Source organism: uncultured Friedmanniella sp. (genome assembly GCF_964244285.1).
Classification (GTDB): Bacteria; Actinomycetota; Actinomycetes; order Propionibacteriales; family Propionibacteriaceae; genus Microlunatus.
Genome location: NZ_CAXTHT010000002.1, coordinates 353,852 through 374,293 on the forward strand (window position 1 = coordinate 353,852; position 20,442 = coordinate 374,293).

Genomic DNA, 20,442 nt, shown 5'->3' on the forward strand with positions numbered 1-20,442 from the left:
CTGGCCACCGACCGGGGGACTAGCGGGTGTTCTGGTCGATGAACGGCAGGATCTTGTCGACGTTCGTGGAGTCGACGAAGGACGGGCCGGTCAGGGACGGCTTGCCGGCGCCCATCACGTTGCCGTTCTTCTTGTAGAGGTACAGCTGGGTGATGGCCAGGTAGCCCTGCAGGTAGGGCTGCTGGTCGATGCAGAACTGGAGCTTGCCGTCCTTGACGGCCTGCGCCGCGTCCTTGTTCAGGTCGAAGGTGCCGATCTTGGCGGTGCTGCCGGCGCCGTCCTCGGCCTTGATGGCGTCCAGGGACTGGGCCGCTCCGAGGGTGATCACCCAGTTGATGTCCTTGTCCTGGGCGAACTTGGCCTGCAGGGCCGAGGTGACGGCGGAGTCGTCAGCGCCGTTGACCTGGATGTTCTCGGTGTTCGGGAAGCTGTCCTTGACCCCGGCGCACCGGTCCTCCAGCGCCACGGACCCGGTCTGCTGGATCGTGCAGAGGATCTTGGTCGCGCCGTCCGCCTTGGCCTTGGCGCCGGCCTGCTGGCCGGCCAGCCGCTCGTCGGAGGCGAAGTGGGCGATGGACCCGGCCTTGACGAAGAAGTCCGTGCCCGAGTTGAACGAGTCCACCGGGATGCCGGCGGCCACGGCCTTCTGCACCGTCGGGATCAGGGCGTCCGGGGTGACCAGGGTGGTGGCGATGCCGTCGACCTTGGCGTCGATGGCGCTCTGGATCAGGGTGGCCTGCTTGGTGGCGTCGGGGTCGGAGGTGTACTTCAGGGTCGACCCGGTGTCCTTGGCCGCCTGGTTGGCCCCGGCCTTGATGCGGTCCCAGAACGTGTCGCCCGGGGTCTCGTGGGTGATCATGGCGAAGGTGTAGCCGCTGTTGCCGCCACCGCCACCGCCGGTGTCGGCCGGTGCCTTCGCGGCGCCCCCGCCACTGCAGGCGCTGACCGCGAGCACGGCGCCCAGCGCAGCGGTCGCAACCGCCATGCGCTTGACCTGAACAATCTTCATTGATTAGACCTTTCGTCGGTGGCTCGAAGCCAGCTTTGTCATAACATAATGTCAGGCGTAGTACGTGGTGTCACCAGTCGACGGCGATGTATTTGGTCTCGGTGAAGGCGTGCAGACCCTCGACCCCTCCTTCTCGGCCGAGGCCGCTCTCCTTGACCCCGCCGAACGGGGCTGCCGGATCCGAGACGAGCCCGCGGTTCAGGCCGACCATCCCGGCCTCGATCTGCTCGCTGACGCGGAGCCCGCGCGCGAGGTCGGCGGTGTAGACGTAGGACACCAGTCCGTACTCGGTGTTGTTGGCGAGCTCGACGGCCTCCTCCTCGGTCTCGAAGGTCGTGACGGGAGCGACCGGTCCGAAGATCTCGGTGCGGAGGATCTCGGCGTCGGCCGGGACGTCGGTCAAGACGGTGGGCGGGTAGTAGTAGCCCGGACCGTCGGTGGTCGAGCCGCCCACCCGGACCGTCGCGCCGCCGGACACCGCACCCTCGACGAGCTCGGCCACCTTGCTGCGGGTCGCCGCGTTGACCAGCGGGCCGACCTGGACGCCGGCGGCCGAGCCGGGCCCGACCGTCAGGGCGCCCATGGCCTGGGTGAGGCGGGAGCTGAAGTCCTCGGCGATCCCCGCCTGGACGTAGAACCGGTTGGCGGCGGTGCAGGCCTCGCCACCGTTGCGCATCTTCGCGATCAGCGCGCCCTCGAGGGCGGCGTCGAGGTCGGCGTCGTCGAACACCACGAACGGCGCGTTGCCGCCGAGCTCCATCGAGCAGTTCACGATGTGCTCGTTCGCCACGTTGAGCAGCGTCCGCCCGACCTCGGTGGAGCCGGTGAAGGACAGCTTGCGGACCCGCGGGTCGGCCAGCATCGCCGACACCACGCGGCCGGACTGCTTCGACGGCAACACGTTGACGACCCCGGCCGGAACGCCGGCCTCCTCCATCAGCGCGGCCAGCGCCAACGCCGTCAGCGGGGTCTCGCTCGCGGGCTTGAGGATCGTGGTGCACCCGGCGGCCAGCGCCGGGGCGATCTTGCGGGCGGCCATGGCGGCGGGAAAGTTCCAGGGGGTGACCAGGACCGCCACGCCGACGGGCTGCCGCAGCACGATGATCTTGTTCGCCCCGCCGGGGGCCACCTGGATGTCGCCGCGGATGCGGACGGCCTCCTCGGCGTACCAGCGGAAGAACTCCGCCGAGTAGAGCACCTCCCCGCGGGCGTCGGACAGCGCCTTGCCGTTCTCCGCCGTGATCAGCAGTGCGAGCTCGTCGGCCCGGTCCACCATCAGCTGGTAGGTCCGCTGCAGGATCTCCGAGCGGCGCCGCGGTGCCGTGGCCGCCCAGGACCTGGCGGCGGCCGACGCGGCGTCGACGCACGCGATCGCGTCCTCCACGCTGCCGCTGGCCACCGCGACCAGCACCTCCCCGGTGGCGGGGTCGCGGACGTCGAAGGTGGCGCCGTCGGAGGCCGGCCGGGCGACCCCACCGACGATGAGCTCGGTGGGCACCTTGGCGACGACGTCGGCGACCCTGGTCGCGTGCGCCTCGAACGCGATGGGGCCGAGCTGGGTGGAGGTGGTCACAGGTAGAGCCTCTGCTCGCTGACCTGCTCCTCGTACTCCTTGCGCGCCTGCTGGGTGCTCTCGAGGTCCGACACCTCCGAGACCGGGACGTCCCACCAGGCTCCCGAGCCGCCGAAGCGACCCTTGGCGTCGACCTTGATGTAGACGACCACGGTGTTCTCGATGCTGCCGGCCTCCTGCAGGGCCGCCTTCAGCTCGTCGGCGGTCTCGGCCTTGAGCACGGTCGCGCCGTAGCTCGCGGCGTTGGCCGCGAGGTCGACCCCGATCCGGTCGTCGGTGAACTGGCCGTCCTCGCCGCGGTAGTTGAAGCGGCAGGCGAAGCCCTGGGAGCCGCGGGTCTCCGACAGCGCGGCGATCGAGCCGTAGCCGTAGTTGTCGACGAGCAGGATGGTGAGCTTGAGCCCTTCCTGCACCGCCGTCATGATCTCCTGGCTCGACATCAGGAAGGTGCCGTCACCGATGAAGCAGAAGACGTCGCGGTCCGGGTCGGCCATCTTCGCGCCGAGCGCGCCGCCGACCTCGTAGCCCATGCAGGAGTTGCCATACTCCAGGTCGTAGGCCTTGGGGTCGGACGGGCGCCAGAGCCGGTGCAGGTCCCCGGGCATGGAGCCGGCCGCGTTGACCACCAGGTGCTTGTCGCCGGCGACCGCGTTGACCAGCCCGATCGCCTCGGCCTGGGACAGGGTCGGGGCGTCCTGGACCTCGATGATGCGGTCGACCTCGGCCCGCCAGTCGTCGGCGGCCTTCTCGACCTCGGCCCGGTAGGCCGCGTCGACGGTGTGGCCCGACAGCAGCTCACCCAGCTCGACGATGGTCTCTCGCGCGTCGCCGACCAGGGCGGTCCCCGACTCCTTCAGCGCGTCGAGCTCGGTGACGTTGAGGTTGACGAACTGCACGTCCGGGTGGGTGAACAGCGTGTTCGACGCGGTGGTGAAGTCGGTGTACCGGGTGCCGATGCCGATGATGACGTCGGCCTGTTTCGCCAGCGCGTTCGCGAACACCGAGCCGCTGGCCCCCAGCGCGTTGACCATCTGGGGGTGCTCGTGGGGCAGGCTCGCCTTGCCGGCCTGCGTCACCCCGACCGGGATGCCGGTCGAGGCGGCGAAGGTGGCGAGCTCCTCGGTCGCGGCGGCGTAGATGACGCCGCCGCCGGCGATGATCACCGGGCGCTTCGCCGCGCTGATGATCTGGGCGGCGCGACGCAGGGCGGCGCGGTCGGCGCGGGCCCGGGCGACGTGCCAGACGCGCTCGCGGAAGAGGGCCACGGGGTAGTCCCACGCCTCGGCTTGGACGTCTTGGGGCAGCGAGATGGTCACCGCACCGGTGTCGGCCGGGCTGGTGAGGGTGCGCATCGCCTCGAGCAGGGCGGTCGGCAGCTGGTCGGGCCGGTTGATCCGGTCCCAGTACTTCGAGACGGCCCGGAACGCGTCACTGGCCGAGTGGTCCCACGAGGAGGTGGACTCGAGCTGCTGGAGCACGGCGCCGGTGCGACGGCTGGCGAAGATGTCGCTGGGCAGGCAGAGCACCGGCAGCCGGTTGACCGTGGCCGTGGCGGCGCCGGTGATCATGTTGGTCGCGCCGGGGCCGATCGAGGTGCTGCAGGCCAGCGCTCCGAGCCGGTTCTTGGCCTTCGCGTAGCCGGTCGCCATGTGGACCATGCCCTGCTCGTTGCGGGCCTGGTAGAGCCGGAAGTCCTTCCGGTACTGCAGCAGGGCCTGGCCGATGCCGGCCACGTTGCCGTGGCCGAAGATGCCGATGGCGCCGCCGAAGAACGGCGACGTCGTGCCGTCGCGCTCGACCTGCTGGGCGGCGAGGAACTTCACGACGGCCTGGCCGGTGGTCAGCCGCTGGGTGGGGTTGGTGTGGGGCACTGCGGGGTCCTTCCGCGGATCAGGAGGGCGGGCGTGGGGTCAGGCGGCGGGGTGACGGGGGATGAAGGGGAGCCGGCGGTCGATCCCGTCCTCGGGCCAGGTGTCCTGGCTCGAGCGCAGGCAGGGGTCCTGGAACGCCTGCAGCGTGCGCTTCGGAGCCGGTCCGGCCAGGACGTTGAGATAGTAGAGGTCCTGTCCGTGCGCGGCGACCGTGGTGTGGTAGCCCCACGGGATCAGCAGCAGGTCCCCGTCGCGCACGGTCTGGGTCAGGTCGAAGTCGCGCTCCGGGCTGTACACCCGCTGGACCGCCCAGCCGTTCTCCGGGTCGCGCAGCCGGTAGTAGTAGGTCTCCTCGAGCTCGGACTCACCCTCGACGTCGTGCTCGTGCTTGTGCGGGGGGTAGCTCGACCAGTTGCCCCCGGGGGTCCAGACCTCGATGACGTGCAGCCGGTCGGCCGGGAAGGCGGGGAGCATCAGGCTGCCGACCTGGCGGGAGGCGTTGCCGCCCCCGCGCAGCTCGATGTCGACGTCGTCCGGGGTGACCAGGACCGGTTCGTGCCGCTCGGTCGCCGGTGCCTGCGCCACAGCGAGCTCGAGCGGCGTCGTGGCGGTCACGGTCACGGCCGTGTCGCGGGGGAGGTACAGGCAGTGACCCAGCCCGTCGAAGACCGACGCCCGGCCGCCGAAGGTCCAGCTCGTATCGTCGGAGCGGGCATCGGCCACCCCGGAGAGCGGCACCAGCGCCCGTTCCTGGTCGTTCGCCGGCAGCTCGAGTGTCTCGCCCGCCGCGAGGGTCCGTACCGCGAGCGAGATGTAGGTCCAACCCGCGTCGGCGGGCTGGATCTGCTCCCAGCCGTTGGCCAGGATCTGCGGGGTGCTCATGCGGTCGGTGACCTTCCGTTCTCCGGTGAACCTTCCAGGACGTGCCTGTCGGGCAGGCGGTGGGCCGCTTGTTTCCCCGACGCGGGTCAATGTATCGTTGGACGGACGCGTTGTCCACCCAACGGTAAATACCGAACCTGCGCCTCACCGGGCGCCAGAGCTCACCCATCGACACACCGGAGTTTCCGATGACCTTGCAGGAAGTCACCTCGTCCGTACCCGAGCTGGGCATCGCGATGATCGGCAGCGGCCTGATGGCGAAGTCCCACACCATGGGCTACCGCAACGTCGAGAGCGTCTACGGGACCACGCCCTTCCGGCCGCGGTTCACCGTCCTGGCCGACGCGAGCGAGGACCTGGCCCGACGCGGTGCGGAGTCGCTCGGCTACGAGCGCTGGACGGTCGACTGGCGCGAGGCCGTCACGGCGCCGGAGGTCGAGGTGGTCGACATCGTGACGCCGAACTTCCTGCACAAGGAGATCGCCATGGCCGCGATCGCGGCCGGCAAGCACGTCTACTGCGAGAAGCCGCTCGCCCTGAGCGCCGCCGACGCCAAGGAGATGTACGAGGCGGCGGAGGCGGCGGGGGTCAAGACCCTGGTCGGCTTCAACTACCTGCGCAACCCCGCCATCGCCGAGGCCCGCCGCCTGGTGCGCGAGGGCGCCCTCGGCGACATCTGGACCTTCTCCGGCAGCTTCGTGCTCGACGCGTGCAGCGACCCCAACGTCCCCTTCACCTGGCGTTTCGAGCGTGCGCGCGCCGGGACCGGCGCGCTCGGCGACCTCGGCGCCCACATCATCTCCCTCGCCCACGTCCTGGTCGGCCCGATCAGCGCGGTCTCCGGGCTCAGCCGTACCTTCATCAAAGCCCGCCCCGAACCGACGGGCGTCTTCGGCTACGGGAGCGGCGCGGACCTCGGGGCACCGCGCCACGAGGTCGAGAACGACGACGCGACCACCTTCCTGGTGGAGTTCGCCAACGGGGCCAGCGGGCACATCGAGGCGTCGCGGGTGGCCACCGGGCGGACCTGGCACCAGAGCATCGAGCTGATCGGCAGCCGAGGTGCCCTGCAGTTCGTCCAGCAGGACATCCACACCCTGCGGCTCTACCTCAGCGGGGACCCGGTCGACCGGAAGGGTTACCGGGAGGTCGAGCTCGGTCCGAGCCACGGCGACTACGGAGCGTTCTGGCCGTTCGCCGGCGTCCCGCTGGGCGTCCACGAGCTGAAGACCATCGAGGTTCACGAGTGGCTGAGCGCGCTCGCCGAGGACCGCACGCCCGACGGGGACTTCAAGGAGGGTTGGCGCGTCAGCGAGGTGCTGGACGCCGTCGAGCGGTCCGCGGCCGAGCGTCGGTGGGTCGTCGTCCCCCAGTGACTCTCTTATCGCTTGATGGACGCAGCGTCCGCAGTGCGATAGTGTTTGGGAACGATCCTCCGACCAAGGGACCAAGGTGACAGGCTTGACAACCGACGATGTCGTCCCGCAGGACCACGACCGTGGCGCCGACCTGGCCACGGTCGCGCAGCAGGCCCGTTGGCAGGTCATCAAGGCCGTGACGAACGCGAAGGCCGGCCACATCGGCGGACCGCTGTCGATGATGGACCTCCTGGTCAGCCTCTACTTCAGCGAGCTGAAGGTCGACCCCGAGAAGCCGCGCGACCCCGATCGCGACCGGTTCATCCTGTCCAAGGGCCACGCCGCGATCGGTCTGTACTCCGTGCTGGCCCTGCGCGGCTACCTGCCGCTCGAGGAGCTGGCGACTTTCGACAAGGGTGACTCGCGGCTGCAGGGCCACCCCGACGTCACCCGGCTGCCCGGCATCGACTCCTCCACCGGCTCCCTGGGCCAGGGTCTCTCGGTCGGGGTCGGCATGGCCCTCGGCGCGAGGCTCGGCGGCCAGAGCTTCCACACCTGGGTCCTGCTCGGCGACGGGGAGATCCAGGAGGGCATGGTCTGGGAGGCGGTGCAGGCCGCTGCGCGGTACAAGCTCACCAACCTCACCGCGATCGTCGACCGCAACGGCCTGCAGCAGTTCGGGCTGCCGTCGTCGGACGAGACGACGCGGACCGACCGTGGGGACCGTCGCGACCCCTGGTTCGGCGTGGACCTCGCCGCGGTGTTCCACGCCTTCGGCTGGCGCGTGGTCGAGATCGACGGCCACGACTACGACCAGATCAAGAGTGCCTACACCCTGTCCGGGGCCGGAGACGCCCAGGGCCGCCCGACCGTCATCCTGGCGCACACGGTGAAGGGCAAGGGTCTCTCGTTGGCCGAGGGGGCCTACACCTGGCACAGCATCGTGCCGACCGAGGAGGACTTCGAGCGGGCTCGGCGCGAGCTCGAGGCCGACGAGCTCGACGTCCTCGACCACAAGCTGAGCAAGACCGGAGCAGGGGCGTGAAGGCGATGCGGGACGTGTGGGGCGAGAAGCTGGTCGAGCTCGGGCAGCAGGACCCCCGGACCGTCGTGCTCGACGGTGACCTGGCCAACTCGACCAAGGTCGACAAGTTCGCCAAGGCGCACCCGGACCGGTTCTTCCAGATGGGCATCGCCGAGCAGAACCTCATCGGTGCTGCCGCCGGCCTGGCCAGCGTCGGCTACGTCCCCTGGACGTCGTCGTTCACGGTGTTCTTCACCCACCGGGCGATCGACCCGGTCCGGATGCTCGTTGCGCAGAGCCACGCCAACGTCAAGATCGTCGGGTCGTACTCGGGGCTGCTGATCGGTGCCGTCGGCAAGACCCACCTCGACGTCCAGGACCTGGCGATCATGCGGGCGATGCCGGACATGACCGTGCTGTCCCCGGCCGACGGCGTCGAGCTGCTGGCGATGATGGACTGGGCCCAGTCCTACGAGGGCCCGGTCTACCTGCGCATCGTGCGTGACGCGGTACCGGACCTGTTCGGCGCCGACCACACCTTCACACCCGGTGCGGTGCACCGGCTGCGGGACGGGCCCGACGTCGCCCTGGTCTCCACCGGCCCGCAGACGGGCCGGGTCCTGGCTGCCGCCGAGCAGCTGGCGGCGGGCGGCACCGAGGCGCGGGTCCTCCACGTCGGGTGCCTGAAGCCGCTCGACGAGGACGCCCTGCGGGCCGAGCTGGCCGGCTACGACCTGGTCGTGACCGCCGAGGAGCACTCGGTCCTCGGCGGGCTGGGCGGACTCGTCGCCGAGGTGCTGACCGCGGCCGGCCCCGCCCCGCAGATCGAACGGCTCGGCGTCAAGGACACCTGGGGTGAGTCGGCGGGCAACGACTTCATGCTCGCCAAGCACGGCCTGTCGGCCGAGCTCGTGGCGTCCCGGGTCGCCGATATCCTCGGCTCCCGGGTGCCGGCCTGACCCGGTCAGCCGCCACAGCCCGTTCAACTCGTCGTCCCAGAGCTCTCCACGAAGAGGTTTTCCCATGCGTCTAGGTCTGATCGGTCTCGGCCGGATCGGAGCGTTCCACGCCACCACGCTGACCGCCCTGCCCCAGGTCGACTCACTCGTCGTCTACGACGCGGCCCCCGCCCTGGTCGCTCAGACCGTCGAGCGGCTGGGGGCCGAGGCTGCCGACAGCCCGGAGTCGCTGCTGCGCGCGGGGGTCGACGGGGTGGTGATCGCCGCGGCCACCAGCGCGCATCCGGAGCTGATCCTGGCCGCCCTGGGGGCCGGGCTGCCGACCTTCTGTGAGAAGCCGGTCGCCAGCGACCCGAACGCGAGCGAGGAGATCCTGCGGCGCGCGGCCGGGTCCGGGGTCGAGGTGCAGATCGGCTACCCGCGGCGGTTCGACGTGGCGTTCGCGGCCGCGCGCGAGGCGGTCGCCGACGGCAGCCTGGGCTGGCTGCACACGGTCCGCTCGACCACGCTCGACCCCGCCCCGCCTCCGGATGGCTACGTCCGCGCCTCGGGCGGGATCTTCCGCGACTGCAGCGTCCACGACTTCGACGCGGTCCGTTACGTCACCGGGCAGGAGGTCGTCGAGGTCTACGCCACCGGCTCGAACTCCGGCGCCGCCATCTTCGCCGAGAGCGACGACGTGGACACTGCGGCCACCGTGCTGACGCTGGGCTCGGGCGCGCTGGCCGTGGTGTCGAACTCGCGCTACAACGCCCGGGGCTACGACGTCCGGCTCGAGGTGCACGGCTCGAAGGACAGCCTGGCCGCCGGTGTGGAGGAGCACTGGCCGATCCGGTCGACGGAGCCGGGGGTGACCTTCCCGGGTGGCACGCCGCACAGCTTCTTCATGGACCGGTTCGCCGACGCGTTCCGGGCCGAGCTGGATGCCTTCACCGAGGTCGTCGCCGGTAACCGGCCCTCCCCGTGCACGGTCGCTGACGCGGTCGAGGTCGGCTGGATCGCCGAGGCGGCCGACCTGTCACGGCGCCAGCACCGACCGGTCCGGATGGACGAGCTGCGGCCGACACCCAGCCCGGCATGACCGGCCCCGCGCCGGACCTGATCGCCGCGTGCTGGACCTCCGCCGGGGACGTGGTGCCCTTCCGGAACGGCCCGACCAGCCCCCTGGACGTCCGGGAGCGCATCCGGGCGGTGGCCGAGGCGGGGTACACCGGCTTCGGCCTCACCCGCGAGGACCTGGTCCTCGCCCGCGACACCATCGGCCTGCCCGCGGTGGCCGCGGCGCTCCGGGAGTCGGGCATCACCGTCGTGCAGCTGGAGCGGCTCACCGACTGGTGGGCCTCCGGGGAGCGGCGCCGGGAGGCCGACCGGGCCCGGGCGGACCTGTTCGAGGCCTGCGCCGTGCTCGGCGTCGACAACATCAAGGTCGGAGCCGATGACGAGGGCGCTCCCGTCGAGTACGCCCCCTTCTGCGCCGCGTTCGACGCCCTGGCTGAGGACGCCGCGCGCTTCGGGGTGCGGATCGGCTTCGAGAACACGCCCTTCTCCTACCGGATCCGTACGACGGAGGAGGCGATCGCGCTGGTGACCGAGGTCGCCAACCCCAACGCGGGGGTGGTGCTCGACATCTGGCACGCCTACCGCGGGGGCACCGACTACGGCGTCATCGCCGAGACGCTCCCGCTGGCCTACGTGGTCGGGGTGGAGCTCGACGACGGCGACGAGGCCGTCGTCGGCACCCTGCTCGAGGACACCTTCGACCGCCGCCGACCCTGTGGGGAGGGCGACTTCGACGTCCCAGGCTTCATCGCCGCCGTCCGGGCCATCGGCTGGTCGGGGCCGTGGGGGGTGGAGGACATGTCGGCCACCTCGCGTTCGCTGCCCCTGGCCGAGTCCCTGACCCGGGCCCGGGAGGCGGCGCTGGCCTGCCTCGCCGAGGCGGCCAGCCCCATCGACCAGGTCGGGGCATGAGCGAGCCGCTGCGCGTCGGGGTGCTGGGCGCGGCCCGGATCAGCGACGTGTCGCTGCTCGGACCCGCCGAGGAGCTGGGGGTCCGACTGGTCGCGGTCGCCACCCGGGACCGGTCGCGGAGCGAGGCCTACGCCCGTCGGCACGGGATCGCCGCCGTGCACGACAGCTACCAGCAGGTCATCGCCGACCCGGCGGTCGAGGCGATCTACAACCCGCTGCCCAACAGCGCCCACGCTCCCTGGAACCTGGCCGCCATCGCCGCGGGGAAGCACGTGCTGACCGAGAAGCCGGGCGCGAGCAACGCCGCCGAGGCCGAGCAGGTCCACCGGGCGGCCCAGGGGAGCGGGCTGACCGTCTTCGAAGGCTTCCACTACGCCTACCACCCGCAGTTCGCCCGGCTGGCCGAGATCGTGGCCGGTGGGGTCATCGGCGACCTGCGTCGCCTCGACGTGACGATGGCGATGCCGGCTCCTGCGGACGGGGACCTGCGCTGGTCCTGGGAGCTCTCGGGCGGGGCCCTGATGGACCTCGGCTGCTACTGCCTGCACGTGGTCCGCTCGGTCTCGGCGCTGCGCGGCGGTGAGCCGATCCTGGTCGGCGCGACGGCCACCGAACGGGCGGGCCGGCTCCAGGTCGACGAGGCGTTCGAGGTCGAGCTCCGGCTCGCCGACGGCGTCCCGGCCTACGGGCACATCGACATGGCGGCGCCCGCCTTCGACATGACGATCGAGGTGACGGGCGCCCGGGGATCCGCCCGGTTCGCCGACTTCATCCACCCGCAGGACGACGACCGGCTCACGATCACCGTCGACGGCGTCGAGCACACCGAGCACCTCGACCGCCGGTCCACCTACAGCCACCAGCTCGAGGCGTTCGTCGCCGCGGTGCGGGAGGGTCGGCCGTACCGCACGACGACCGCGGACACGGTTGCGACGATGCGGCTCGTCGACGCCTGCTACGAGGCGGCCGGGATGCAGCCGCGCGGGACGGGAGCGGCACCGTGGTGAACGGGCCCGCGCTGCTGGCCGCGTGCTGGACCTCGGCCGGCAACGTCGTGCCCTTCCGGGGGCTCCTCACCAGCCCGCTCGACGTCCGGGAGCGCATCGCGGCCGTCGCCGCAGCGGGCTACACCGGCTTCGGCCTCACCCGCGAGGACCTCGTCGTCGCGCGCGACACGATCGGCCTGCCGGCGGTCGCCGCCAGTCTGCGTGAGCACGGCATCACCACGGTCCAGCTGGAGTGGATCACCAACTGGTGGACCGACGGCGACCTCCGACGGCAGTCCGACCAGGCGCGGGCCGACCTGTTCGAGGCCTGCCCCGCCCTCGGCGTCGACAACATCAAGGTCGGGGCCGACGACGACGGCAGGCCGGTGAGCTACGAGCAGCTGTGCACCGGGTTCGACGCCCTGGCCCGGGCCGGGGCCGAGGTGGGGGTGAGGATCGCGTTCGAGAACACCCCGTTCTCGCACTGGGTCAAGACCACGGACCAGGCGATCCGCTTCGTCTCCGACGTCGGCCACCCCAACGGCGGCCTGATCGTCGACATCTGGCACGCCTACCGCGGCGGCAGCGACTACGCGGTGATCCCGCAGACCCTGCCGCTGGACCGGGTGTTCGGGGTCGAGCTCGACGACGGCCGCGACGTGGTGGTCGGCACCGACCTCGAGGACACCTTCGACAACCGCCTGGTCTGCGGGGAGGGGGTCTTCGACGTACCCGAGTTCATCCGGCAGGTCCGTGCGCTCGGGTACGCGGGGCCGTGGGGGGTCGAGCACATGTCGTCGCAGTTCCGGCGGCTGCCCGTCCCCGAGGCGCTCGCCCGGGCCCGGGACGGCGTCCTCCGCTGCTTTGCCGAGGCCGACCGCCGGGCCGCGCCGGACCGAGGATGAGGTGCGGCCGCTGGTCAGGCGTGCGACACTGACGTCCACCATGGACCGGGACCGGGACGCAGGCGGTCTCGAGCTGATCAGTAAGGCGGGCGCCGTCCTGGAGATCCTGGAGGCGTCGGGGCCGACCGGCGCGGCTGAGCTGGCCGCCGCGCTCGGCGAGCCCCTCAGCTCGGTCTACCGGCTGATGCAGAGCCTGACGGCCATCGGCTGGGTCGACCGGCCGGCCAAGCGGGGACCCTACCGCCTCGGCCTCACCTGGATGACCATCGGCGGCTTCCTCGAGGACCACCTCGACATCCGCGAGGCCTGCCTCCCGGCTCTGCGCTCCCTGGTCGCGACCACCGGGGCCACCAGCTTCCTCTGCGTCCGCCGCGGGTCACGGGCCGTCTGCCTCGAGCGGGTGGAGGGGATCTCCGTCCAGTCCCTGGCCATGCAGCTGGGCGGCTCGCTGCCGCTGTACGCCGGCGCGGCTCCACGCGCGTTGCTGGCGTTCCTGTCCCACGCCGAGCAGGAGGATGCGCTCGCCGAGACCGGCCTCTTCCGCGAGGACCCGCCCAGGCCCGGCGCGGCCGCCATCGACTCCGACATCACCCGAACCCGCGCCCAGGGTTTCGCCGTCTCCGACGGGGACGTCACCCCCGGCGTCGCGGCGCTCGGGGCCCCGGTCTTCAACCACCGCGGTGAGGTCGAAGGTGCGCTCTCGATCAGTGGGCTCACCGCCCAGGTGCTCGGAGCCGAGGTCGACCGCAATGTCGCCCTGCTGCGGCAGGCCGCCGCGGAGTCGAGCGCGGCCCTGGGCGGGGAGCAGCTCTGATGGCCGACGACGGCCGGCCGATGGGGATCCTGCGGCGCTCCTCCGAGGTCGTCCAGCTGGTCGCCGCCAAGGGCCCGCTCAGCATCGCCGAGGTCGCCGAGCAGGTGGACATGCCACGGGCGAGCGTCTACCGGCTCACCGAGGCTCTCACCCAAGCCCGGCTCGTGGAGGTCGGCGGGGACGGCCGGGTGCGCGCGAGCCTGCGCTGCCTCCGCCTGAGCGACGCGACCCGGGGCGGCCTGGAGGAGTGGGCGGAGGCGCGGTCGGTGCTGGACTCGCTGTCGGACCGGACGGGGCAGACGACCTACCTCAGCGTGCCCGTCGGAGACCACGCGCTCTGCATCGACTGGTCCCGCGGCCGGGGGATCAGTGTGCTCGCGCTCAAGCCCGGCAGGACGCTGCCGCTCTACGCCGGCGCCGCGGGACGGGCGACGCTGGCCTTCCGGGCCCAGCCGCTGGAGGAGTACCTGCACCAGGCCCCGTTCCCGCTCCTCACTCCGCACACCCTGACCACCGCCGAGCAGCTCGCGCACGACGTCACGAGCACCCGCAGGCTGGGCCACAGCGTGTCCGACGAGGACGTCACCGTGGGCATTGGGGCCCTGGGCGTCCCCCTCCTGGCGCCCGACGGGACGCTACGCGGGTCGCTCTCCCTCGCCGGGCTCGCGACCGACATCCGTGGCGGGCAGACCGACCTCGTGGCCGCGCTGCACGCCAGCGCGGCCCACCTGAGCGTCGACGCCTGACCGACCAGTACCGCCGGCCCACCCGCGTCGCTCGCTATCACCTGTTGCACGGCATGTCCGGTGAGCGATAACCTGGCAAGCGTAAGGCTGCCGAGGCCTCCCGAGCGTCCTCGACCCGGGCGTCGCCGCTGCCGTCGCCCAGGCCGTACGCACCACGCCGGTCCAGCACCACTCACCGAAGGAGCCCAGCCATGACCGTGGCAGTTGCCCACCAGGTCACGTCCGCGTCGAACCAGATCGCCCTGGAGGTCGCGGCGCGGGAGGCCGCTCAGCGCGGGGTCGACCTCGCTGTCCTCCACGTCGTCGAGGCGCTCGACCTGGACGTGGAGGAGGCCTACCGGCAGGGGTTGGCCGAGGAGGTCGAGAAGGCCCTGGCGGTCGCGGAGGCTCCCGGCCTCTCCTGGCAGCTGCACCTCGGGGTGGGCGAGGACCAGGTGGCGTCCAAGGTCCTCGAGCTGGCCGCCGCGGCCGGTGCCTCGATCCTGGTCATCGGGGCCCGCCGTCGCTCCCCGGTCGGGAAGTTCCTGCTCGGGAGCATCACCCAGACCCTGATCCTGGAGGCCGAGGTCCCGGTGCTCGTGGTGAAGCCCGCACCCTGAGAGGCTGCCTCGCCGGTCGGAGCGGTGACCTCGATGCGTTGACTGACCGACTCAGCCCGACCGGGCCATCAGCGTCGGCCGTCAGGCCGGCCCTCCGCCGAGCGGACCGCGCGTGAGGGCGACCTGTCCGGGCCGCAGGGGTACCACCGGCGTGCCTGCGACGACCAGGTCGGCCCGCCGCCACGGCTGCTGCGCGGCGAGGAAGGGGAGCTCGTGGCTCATCCACTCTCGCCAGAAGGCGATGCTCTGCTCCTCGTCGCCGTTGCCGCCGTGCTCGACGTCACGGGCGATCCCGCGCCGCTCGGACTCGGCGAGGTCCGACTGGACCCACACCGTGGAGTCCAGCAGCTCCGCGTGCTCCCGCTGGCTGGAGCCGACGCCCTCGACGACCACCAGGTCGAGGCCCGCCGGGACCTCGACCGCGCCCTCGCGCCGGTGGGCCACCCAGGCGGGCGGCCGCAGCCGCACACCCTCTCCGCGGTGCAGGGTCACGAGCACCTGCCGCAGCAGATGGCCCCACCCGAACCACGGCTCGTTCCAGGCCAGGTCGTCGGTGGCCAGCACGGCGGAGGAGGGGACGGCCGCCTGCAGCCGCGCAGCCACGGTCGACTTGCCGGAGCCGCTCCTGCCGTCGACGGCCACGATGCCGGGACGACCTTGTGGTCGTCCGACGGCGCGGACGACGAGCTCGACCAGCTCGTGATGCTCGACCGCCCGCCAGCCCTCGGCGGCGGGCTCGCCTCGCGGCAGCAGCAGCGGCACGGTAGGTCCGACGCGCTTAGTCCGCCACGGTCACTCGGGCCCGGTCAGTCCGGCACGGGGGGCCTGGTGGATACCGGCTCGCCGTGCGGCGTCCAGGAGCACGCCGGCGGCCACCTCGAGGCCCTCGATCCGGCCCAGGCTGGTGTCCTCGTGCTCGATGTTGACCGCCATCGCGGGGTCGACGGCGTGCAGGGCCGCGAGCCACGTCGACCAGAACACGGCGTCGTGGCCGCGCCCGAGGGCGACGAAGTCCCACGCCGCCTCCCGAGGCCACTCGTTCGCCCACTCGTCACCGCCGAGGTTGGTGCGTGGCTCGTCGGGCCTGAGTCGGCGGAACCGGTTGTCCAGCACCCCGTGGACGGCCGCGGCCGGGTTGATCCGCACGTCCTTCGCGGCGGCGTGGAACACCAGCGGTCCGAGATCCTGGACCACGGCCACCGGGTCCATCCACTGCCAGAACAGGTGTGAGGCGTCCAGCTCCACCCCGAGGTGGGTCGCCCGGGTGCGCTCCACCAGCTCGCGGATGCCCGCCGGGTTGAAGACGAGGTTCTGGGGGTGCAGCTCGAGGGCCACGCGGACGTCGAGGTCGGCCGCCTCGCGGTCGATCTCGCGCCAGAACTGCTCCGCGACGCCCCACTGGTGCTCGAGGACGTCGAGGGCGCCGGAGTTCCAGGCGTTGACGATCCAGTTGGGTCGCGCGCCCCCGGGCTCACCGGCCGGTAGCCCGGACATGGTGACCACCCGGTGCTCACCGAGCCGGTTCGCCAGCCGGAGGCTGCGTCGGACGTCCTCGGCGTGCGCCGGCCCGATGGCGGGGTCGGGGTGCAGCGGGTTGCCGTTGCAGTTCAGCCCCGCGAGCTGCACCCCGGTGTCCTCGAACAGGCCGAGGAAGTCATCCCGGGCGGTGTCGGAGGCCAGGATGTCGTCGAAGGTGGGGAGATGCACGGGGGGCAGGAAGCCGCCCGAGTTCAGCTCGATCCCGGTGAGCCCGAGCCCGGCGACCGTTGCGATGGCCTCGGGCAGGGACCGGTCGTGCAGGATCGCGTCGTAGACGCCGAACCTCATCGCGGGGCTCCTGCCCGGACAGCGTAGGCAGGCTGATCCGCGACGTCAGCTCCGGCGCGAGGCGAGCAGATCATGAACTTCCTCTCGTCGTCGGCACGGGCTGGGGTGATCCTCGGGTCCCTGACCAACCCGGCCATCCCCGTACCTTGTGCATATGTTCTGACATGAATCGAGGGTCGGCAAGGAATGTCGTCAAGAGGTGTCGGGCGCTGCCCGGCGACGCTCGCACCCGGCTGCCGTTCAGAGCTCGGCACGCTCGTCCCGGCGGATCCGGGCCAGCTGGTCCGCGGTCGCCCCGCCCGCGACCAGCACCGTCGACCCGCCGTCGCGCAGCGGAGCGACCACGGCGGCCCGCGCCGTCTCCCACGGCGTGCCCGACAGCACGAGACGACGGGCTGGGGCGCCTGCGGCGCCGGCCAGCAGGTCGGCCTGGGTGAGCCGGCGGTCGGCGTCCAGCCAGGCGAGCGCGGTGGCGGCGGGGGGACGGGCTGGGTAGGTGTCGGCCTGCCCGCGCACCTCCAGCGCGTAGTCGGTGACGTGCGGCGGCGGCGGCTCGGGCAGCGGCAGCCCCAGCGGGTGCAGCGAGCAGGCGACGAGCTCGGCCCCGTCGTCGAGGTCGGCGGCGGCCCAGTCCGGACCGGTGACCCGCAGCCGCGGCTCGGCGAGCCCGGGACCCACCACGACCGGGGCGCCGACCTGCCAGCAGGCGAGCTGCCAGACCGCGGTGACCCAGTGCCCGGGAGCGGTCGTGGCCAGGGCCAGCTCGACGGCGTCCCCGGCCCCCACGCCCAGCTCGTCGAGCAGGTGGGAGGTCTTGTCGACCCAGTTGAGCAGCGTCACGGCCGACAGCTCGATCCGGGTCGCCGTGGCCGGCTCGTAGTAGGTGAGCAGCGGATCGGCCCCGGCGCGACGCGCCCGGCGCCTCAGCAGGGCGGGGATGAGGTCCGTCACGTCGGCATCGTAGTGGCGTCGAGAGCACGCCCAGCCTCGCTACCCTGTCGCCCATGCGCTACGTCTTGATCATGGCCGGGGGCTCGGGAAAGCGGTTGTGGCCGCTGTCCCGACAGGACATGCCGAAGCAGCTGCTCAAGGTCCTGGGCGGCAAGAGCCTGCTCCGGATCGCCTTCGAGCGGCTGGACGGGCTGGTGCCCGCGGAGAACGTCCTGGTCTGCACGGGGGCCGACTACGCGCACGTGGTGGCGGCCGAGCTGCCCGAGGTGGCGGCGGGGAACATCCTCGGTGAGCCGGAGGGCCGGGACTCCCTCAACGCGGTCGCCTGGCCCGCTGCGGTGCTGGCCGCCCGCGACCCCGAGGCCGTGGTCGCGGTGGTGACCGCCGACCAGATCATGCACCCGGTGGAGAGCTTCCGCGAGGCGGTGACCGAGGGCTTCACGGTGGCGGAGGAACACCCGGACGCGCTGGTGACCTTCGGCGTCGTCCCGACCACCCCGCACACCGGTTACGGCTACCTGCGCCAGGGCGCGGTGCTGGCCGGGCACCCCGAGGTGTCGGTGGTCGAGGAGTTCCGGGAGAAGCCCGACCGGGAGACCGCCGAGAGCTACCTCGCCTCCGGGGACTACTGGTGGAACGCCGGCATGTTCGTCTGGCGGGCCTCGACGCTGCTCGAGCAGCTGCGGCTGCTGCACCCCGGGACGCACCAGCTGGTCAGCGACCTCGCCGCGCACCCCGACCAGCTCAAGATCATCTACCCGCAGCTGGTCAAGATCAGCGTGGACTACGCCGTGATGGAGCCGGTCTCCCAGGGCCGCGGATCGGCGCGGGTGCTGGGAGTCCGGCTGCCGATCACCTGGCACGACGTGGGCGGTTTCGCCTCGTTGGGCGAGCAGCTGCCGCGAGATGATCATGGGAACGCGACCCAGGGCATCAGTGTGCTGGTGGATGCGCGGGACAACCTGGTGATCAACCAGTCCGAGGACGGCCGGGTCGTCGCTGTCGTCGGGCTGAGCGACACCGTGATCGTGCAGACCCCGCAGATCACCCTGGTCTGTCCGGTCACCGACGCCGAGCGGATCAAGGAGCTCGTCGCCGAGGTCACCAGCCGGCTGGGTCGCGGCTACGCCTGAGCCGCGGCTCGCCTGAGGTGGGTCCGCCGGGGTACCGACCCCGAGCGGCTCAGGCGCCGTTCGGCTCCGGGGCGCTGGTCGAGGGGTACGTCGTCATGAAGTCGGCGATCGCGGCGCCGCTCACGCTCGAGCAGGGCTGCCGGACCCCCTTCTGGGTCGCCGTGTCGCCCGGGTTGGCCGGGTCGGCGGTCCAGCGCGTCAGCACGACATCCTTGCCCGCCGGGAAGCCGGGCCCGTCGCTGTCGCTCCAGGGCGCGGCGATGAACTTCTGGGTCGGGTCGTAGTCGTCGCTGGAGAAGGTCTTGGAGATGCTGCGCAGCGCGTCGACCTGCTTGCTGGGGGCGTCGGCGCGGTACCAGACCACGGTGTAGCCGTGCTCCAGGTTGTGCACCAGCGTCTCCACCGCCGGCCGGTCGTCGGTGGTGTAGAAGTGCTTGGAGAACGCGGCCGGGCTGGGGTAGTGCTTGCCGGAGTCGGGCGGGGTCTGGTCGTAGGTGACCTGGGTGCCTTCGGCGACGTGCTCCTGGTTGCCGGTGGCCACGTGCGAGGCCACCGAGTCACAGCCGGCGGCGGCCGCGGCGACGCCGAAGTCGCCGATCTTGGCGTTGCGCTGGCCGTAGTCGTCGACGAAGAGGTAGACGGGGTAGGCCAGCAGCGCGAGGGCCAGCACGCCGCAGATCACCAGCAGCCCGACCGTGCGCCGCCGCTGCTCCGAGCGGCGCGCAGCCTCGAACGAGGCCAGCCGGTCGCGTCGGCTGGTACCCGCAGCGGGCTTGGGGGACTTGGCCACCGGTAGATCTCCTCGTACGTGCTGGGCTTCCCGCGGACAGGAAGCGCAGAGTCTAGCCGTTGGGACTGGCAGCCCCGGCCCGTCACGGCGAGCCTCCGACGGTGGGACGTCCGCTGCCCCTCCGGGGCTGCGGTCCAGCTGCTGCGGCCTCAGGTCCGCACGAACAGGGCACTCACCAGGGCCTCGGCGTCGGCGCTGAGATCGGTGCCGGTCAGGACCGCGGCGGCCAGGGCAGGACCGTCGAGGGCGACGAGCTCCTCGTAGCGGTCGGACTGGCCGGTGGCGGTCAGGACGGCGACGAGCACCGCCTCCCGGGTCCCGTGGCTGAACATGTCCTGCTCGAGCGGACGGATGAGGTCGGCAGCCCGGCCGTCGGGGAGGCCGACCGGCTGGACGAGGTGGGCCACCCCCCGGACCACCGCCACCGGCCGGCCGGCCAGCTTGCCCTTCGCCAGGTCGGCCGCGCCGGCGATCTCGTCCGCGACGGCCATGGCGGTCACCTGCAGGTCGTTGCCGTACGGGTCCTGGCGGCCGGCGTAGCGCTCGAGCACCCTCAGCCCGGCCGCCCCGATGGCGTGGTCGGTCTGGCCCAGCCGCCAGGCCCGCCCGGCGGTGTCGGAGACGACGACGCCCAGCGGCAGCCCCGTCCGGCGGGTCAGCTCGGCGTGCAGGGTCGCGGCCCGGGCGTCGGCGTCCTCCGGCAGCACCAGGACGGTCCCGGATGCGACGTTGGAGTTGTCCACGCCGGCCGCGGCGACGGTGAGGCCGGCCCGGGTGCGGACGATCCGGGTGGCCCCGCGCCGGGCGACGGTGGCCGCGGTCTGCTCGGTGATCGCCGCCTCACGGTCGTGTCCGGCGCGGACGAGGCCGTCGGCCTTGCTGATGATCTTCGAGGTGACCACCACAACGTCCCCGGCCTGCAGCGGGCCCGACGGGTCGGCGGCGGCGGCGGTCAGGACGGCCTCGGCGAGGTCGGCCCCCCGGGTCACCTCACCGATGCCGGTCGGGGCGAAGACGGTGATCACCGGGTCACGGGGCGGCACG

20 protein-coding genes are annotated in these 20,442 nt (G+C 72.1%); 11 read left to right on the plus strand and 9 right to left on the minus strand.

Features of this window, described 5'->3' with window-relative positions:
* Nucleotides 1-19: 19 nt before the first annotated feature.
* From ACFE7W_RS05935 to iolB, 4 genes are all read right to left on the minus strand, one after another.
* Nucleotides 20-985, minus strand: a complete 966-nt coding sequence (locus tag ACFE7W_RS05935; protein ID WP_375423869.1) for a substrate-binding domain-containing protein — start codon at nucleotides 983-985, stop codon at nucleotides 20-22.
* Nucleotides 986-1,079: 94 nt separating this feature from the next.
* Nucleotides 1,080-2,582: an NAD-dependent succinate-semialdehyde dehydrogenase gene (locus tag ACFE7W_RS05940; protein WP_375423870.1), complete on the minus strand. Its 1,503-nt coding sequence runs from the start codon at nucleotides 2,580-2,582 to the stop codon at nucleotides 1,080-1,082.
* Nucleotides 2,579-4,453, minus strand: a complete 1,875-nt coding sequence (gene iolD, locus ACFE7W_RS05945; RefSeq protein ID WP_375423871.1) for a 3D-(3,5/4)-trihydroxycyclohexane-1,2-dione acylhydrolase (decyclizing) — start codon at nucleotides 4,451-4,453, stop codon at nucleotides 2,579-2,581. The genes ACFE7W_RS05940 and iolD overlap by 4 nt, the downstream gene beginning before the upstream one ends.
* Nucleotides 4,454-4,492: 39 nt before the next feature.
* On the minus strand, nucleotides 4,493-5,335 hold the full coding sequence (gene iolB / locus ACFE7W_RS05950) for a 5-deoxy-glucuronate isomerase (RefSeq protein WP_375423872.1): 843 nt from the start codon (nucleotides 5,333-5,335) through the stop codon (nucleotides 4,493-4,495).
* 188 nt (nucleotides 5,336-5,523) lie between these two features.
* On the opposite strand from iolB, the gene ACFE7W_RS05955 reads away from it, so the two are divergent.
* From ACFE7W_RS05955 to ACFE7W_RS06000, 10 genes are all read left to right on the plus strand, one after another.
* The gene (locus ACFE7W_RS05955; RefSeq protein WP_375423873.1) at nucleotides 5,524-6,711 is read left to right on the plus strand and encodes a Gfo/Idh/MocA family protein; all 1,188 of its coding nucleotides are present in this window, start codon (nucleotides 5,524-5,526) and stop codon (nucleotides 6,709-6,711) included.
* An 85-nt stretch (nucleotides 6,712-6,796) separates the two neighbouring features.
* Complete coding sequence (locus ACFE7W_RS05960; protein ID WP_375423874.1) at nucleotides 6,797-7,738, plus strand: transketolase; 942 nt, start codon at nucleotides 6,797-6,799, stop codon at nucleotides 7,736-7,738.
* Nucleotides 7,739-7,743: 5 nt separating this feature from the next.
* Nucleotides 7,744-8,676 carry a transketolase family protein gene (locus ACFE7W_RS05965; protein ID WP_375424211.1) on the plus strand — a complete coding sequence of 311 codons (933 nt, stop codon included), beginning with the start codon at nucleotides 7,744-7,746 and terminating at the stop codon, nucleotides 8,674-8,676.
* Between the two features lie 64 nt (nucleotides 8,677-8,740).
* Entirely contained in the window at nucleotides 8,741-9,757 is a 1,017-nt protein-coding gene (locus tag ACFE7W_RS05970) for a Gfo/Idh/MocA family oxidoreductase (RefSeq protein WP_375423875.1), read from the plus strand.
* On the plus strand, nucleotides 9,754-10,647 hold the full coding sequence (locus ACFE7W_RS05975) for a sugar phosphate isomerase/epimerase family protein (RefSeq protein WP_375423876.1): 894 nt from the start codon (nucleotides 9,754-9,756) through the stop codon (nucleotides 10,645-10,647). The genes ACFE7W_RS05970 and ACFE7W_RS05975 overlap by 4 nt, the downstream gene beginning before the upstream one ends.
* A complete protein-coding gene (locus ACFE7W_RS05980) occupies nucleotides 10,644-11,654 on the plus strand; it encodes a Gfo/Idh/MocA family protein (RefSeq protein ID WP_375423877.1) in 1,011 nt (336 codons plus the stop codon). The genes ACFE7W_RS05975 and ACFE7W_RS05980 overlap by 4 nt, the downstream gene beginning before the upstream one ends.
* On the plus strand, nucleotides 11,648-12,538 hold the full coding sequence (locus ACFE7W_RS05985; RefSeq protein ID WP_375423878.1) for a sugar phosphate isomerase/epimerase family protein: 891 nt from the start codon (nucleotides 11,648-11,650) through the stop codon (nucleotides 12,536-12,538). The genes ACFE7W_RS05980 and ACFE7W_RS05985 overlap by 7 nt, the downstream gene beginning before the upstream one ends.
* Before the next feature lie 40 nt (nucleotides 12,539-12,578).
* Nucleotides 12,579-13,352 carry an IclR family transcriptional regulator gene (locus ACFE7W_RS05990; RefSeq protein ID WP_375423879.1) on the plus strand — a complete coding sequence of 258 codons (774 nt, stop codon included), beginning with the start codon at nucleotides 12,579-12,581 and terminating at the stop codon, nucleotides 13,350-13,352.
* Nucleotides 13,352-14,098, plus strand: coding sequence for an IclR family transcriptional regulator (locus ACFE7W_RS05995; RefSeq protein WP_375423880.1), 747 nt, complete (start codon nucleotides 13,352-13,354; stop codon nucleotides 14,096-14,098). The genes ACFE7W_RS05990 and ACFE7W_RS05995 overlap by 1 nt, the downstream gene beginning before the upstream one ends.
* A gap of 191 nt (nucleotides 14,099-14,289) precedes the next feature.
* Entirely contained in the window at nucleotides 14,290-14,697 is a 408-nt protein-coding gene (locus ACFE7W_RS06000) for a universal stress protein (protein WP_375423881.1), read from the plus strand.
* Nucleotides 14,698-14,778: 81 nt separating this feature from the next.
* On the opposite strand, the gene ACFE7W_RS06005 is transcribed toward ACFE7W_RS06000, so the two are convergent.
* From ACFE7W_RS06005 to ACFE7W_RS06015, 3 genes are all read right to left on the minus strand, one after another.
* Entirely contained in the window at nucleotides 14,779-15,459 is a 681-nt protein-coding gene (locus ACFE7W_RS06005; protein WP_375423882.1) for a uridine kinase, read from the minus strand.
* Nucleotides 15,460-15,489: 30 nt separating this feature from the next.
* Nucleotides 15,490-16,524: a sugar phosphate isomerase/epimerase family protein gene (locus ACFE7W_RS06010; protein WP_375423883.1), complete on the minus strand. Its 1,035-nt coding sequence runs from the start codon at nucleotides 16,522-16,524 to the stop codon at nucleotides 15,490-15,492.
* Between the two features lie 240 nt (nucleotides 16,525-16,764).
* Complete coding sequence (locus ACFE7W_RS06015) at nucleotides 16,765-17,475, minus strand: TIGR03089 family protein (protein ID WP_375423884.1); 711 nt, start codon at nucleotides 17,473-17,475, stop codon at nucleotides 16,765-16,767.
* Between the two features lie 53 nt (nucleotides 17,476-17,528).
* Here ACFE7W_RS06015 and ACFE7W_RS06020 point away from each other — a divergent pair, with 53 nt between their 5' ends.
* Nucleotides 17,529-18,608: a mannose-1-phosphate guanylyltransferase gene (locus tag ACFE7W_RS06020; RefSeq protein WP_375423885.1), complete on the plus strand. Its 1,080-nt coding sequence runs from the start codon at nucleotides 17,529-17,531 to the stop codon at nucleotides 18,606-18,608.
* Between the two features lie 49 nt (nucleotides 18,609-18,657).
* Here the strand turns inward: ACFE7W_RS06020 and ACFE7W_RS06025 are convergent, their stop codons facing one another.
* Nucleotides 18,658-19,398, minus strand: a complete 741-nt coding sequence (locus tag ACFE7W_RS06025) for a DUF3105 domain-containing protein (RefSeq protein ID WP_375423886.1) — start codon at nucleotides 19,396-19,398, stop codon at nucleotides 18,658-18,660.
* Between the two features lie 149 nt (nucleotides 19,399-19,547).
* The gene (gene cofE / locus ACFE7W_RS06030; protein ID WP_375423887.1) at nucleotides 19,548-20,441 is read right to left on the minus strand and encodes a coenzyme F420-0:L-glutamate ligase; all 894 of its coding nucleotides are present in this window, start codon (nucleotides 20,439-20,441) and stop codon (nucleotides 19,548-19,550) included.
* Nucleotide 20,442: the final 1 nt, after the last annotated feature.

Coding starts and splice junctions, on each gene's coding strand:
- ACFE7W_RS05935 (WP_375423869.1), bottom strand. CDS start 985: ATGGCGGTTGCGACCGCTGCGCTGGGCGCCGTGCTCGCGGTCAGCGCC.
- iolB (WP_375423872.1), bottom strand. CDS start 5,335: ATGAGCACCCCGCAGATCCTGGCCAACGGCTGGGAGCAGATCCAGCCC.
- ACFE7W_RS05955 (WP_375423873.1), top strand. CDS start 5,524: ATGACCTTGCAGGAAGTCACCTCGTCCGTACCCGAGCTGGGCATCGCG.
- ACFE7W_RS05965 (WP_375424211.1), top strand. CDS start 7,744: ATGCGGGACGTGTGGGGCGAGAAGCTGGTCGAGCTCGGGCAGCAGGAC.
- ACFE7W_RS05970 (WP_375423875.1), top strand. CDS start 8,741: ATGCGTCTAGGTCTGATCGGTCTCGGCCGGATCGGAGCGTTCCACGCC.
- ACFE7W_RS05975 (WP_375423876.1), top strand. CDS start 9,754: ATGACCGGCCCCGCGCCGGACCTGATCGCCGCGTGCTGGACCTCCGCC.
- ACFE7W_RS05980 (WP_375423877.1), top strand. CDS start 10,644: ATGAGCGAGCCGCTGCGCGTCGGGGTGCTGGGCGCGGCCCGGATCAGC.
- ACFE7W_RS05990 (WP_375423879.1), top strand. CDS start 12,579: ATGGACCGGGACCGGGACGCAGGCGGTCTCGAGCTGATCAGTAAGGCG.
- ACFE7W_RS05995 (WP_375423880.1), top strand. CDS start 13,352: ATGGCCGACGACGGCCGGCCGATGGGGATCCTGCGGCGCTCCTCCGAG.
- ACFE7W_RS06000 (WP_375423881.1), top strand. CDS start 14,290: ATGACCGTGGCAGTTGCCCACCAGGTCACGTCCGCGTCGAACCAGATC.
- ACFE7W_RS06010 (WP_375423883.1), bottom strand. CDS start 16,524: ATGAGGTTCGGCGTCTACGACGCGATCCTGCACGACCGGTCCCTGCCC.
- ACFE7W_RS06020 (WP_375423885.1), top strand. CDS start 17,529: ATGCGCTACGTCTTGATCATGGCCGGGGGCTCGGGAAAGCGGTTGTGG.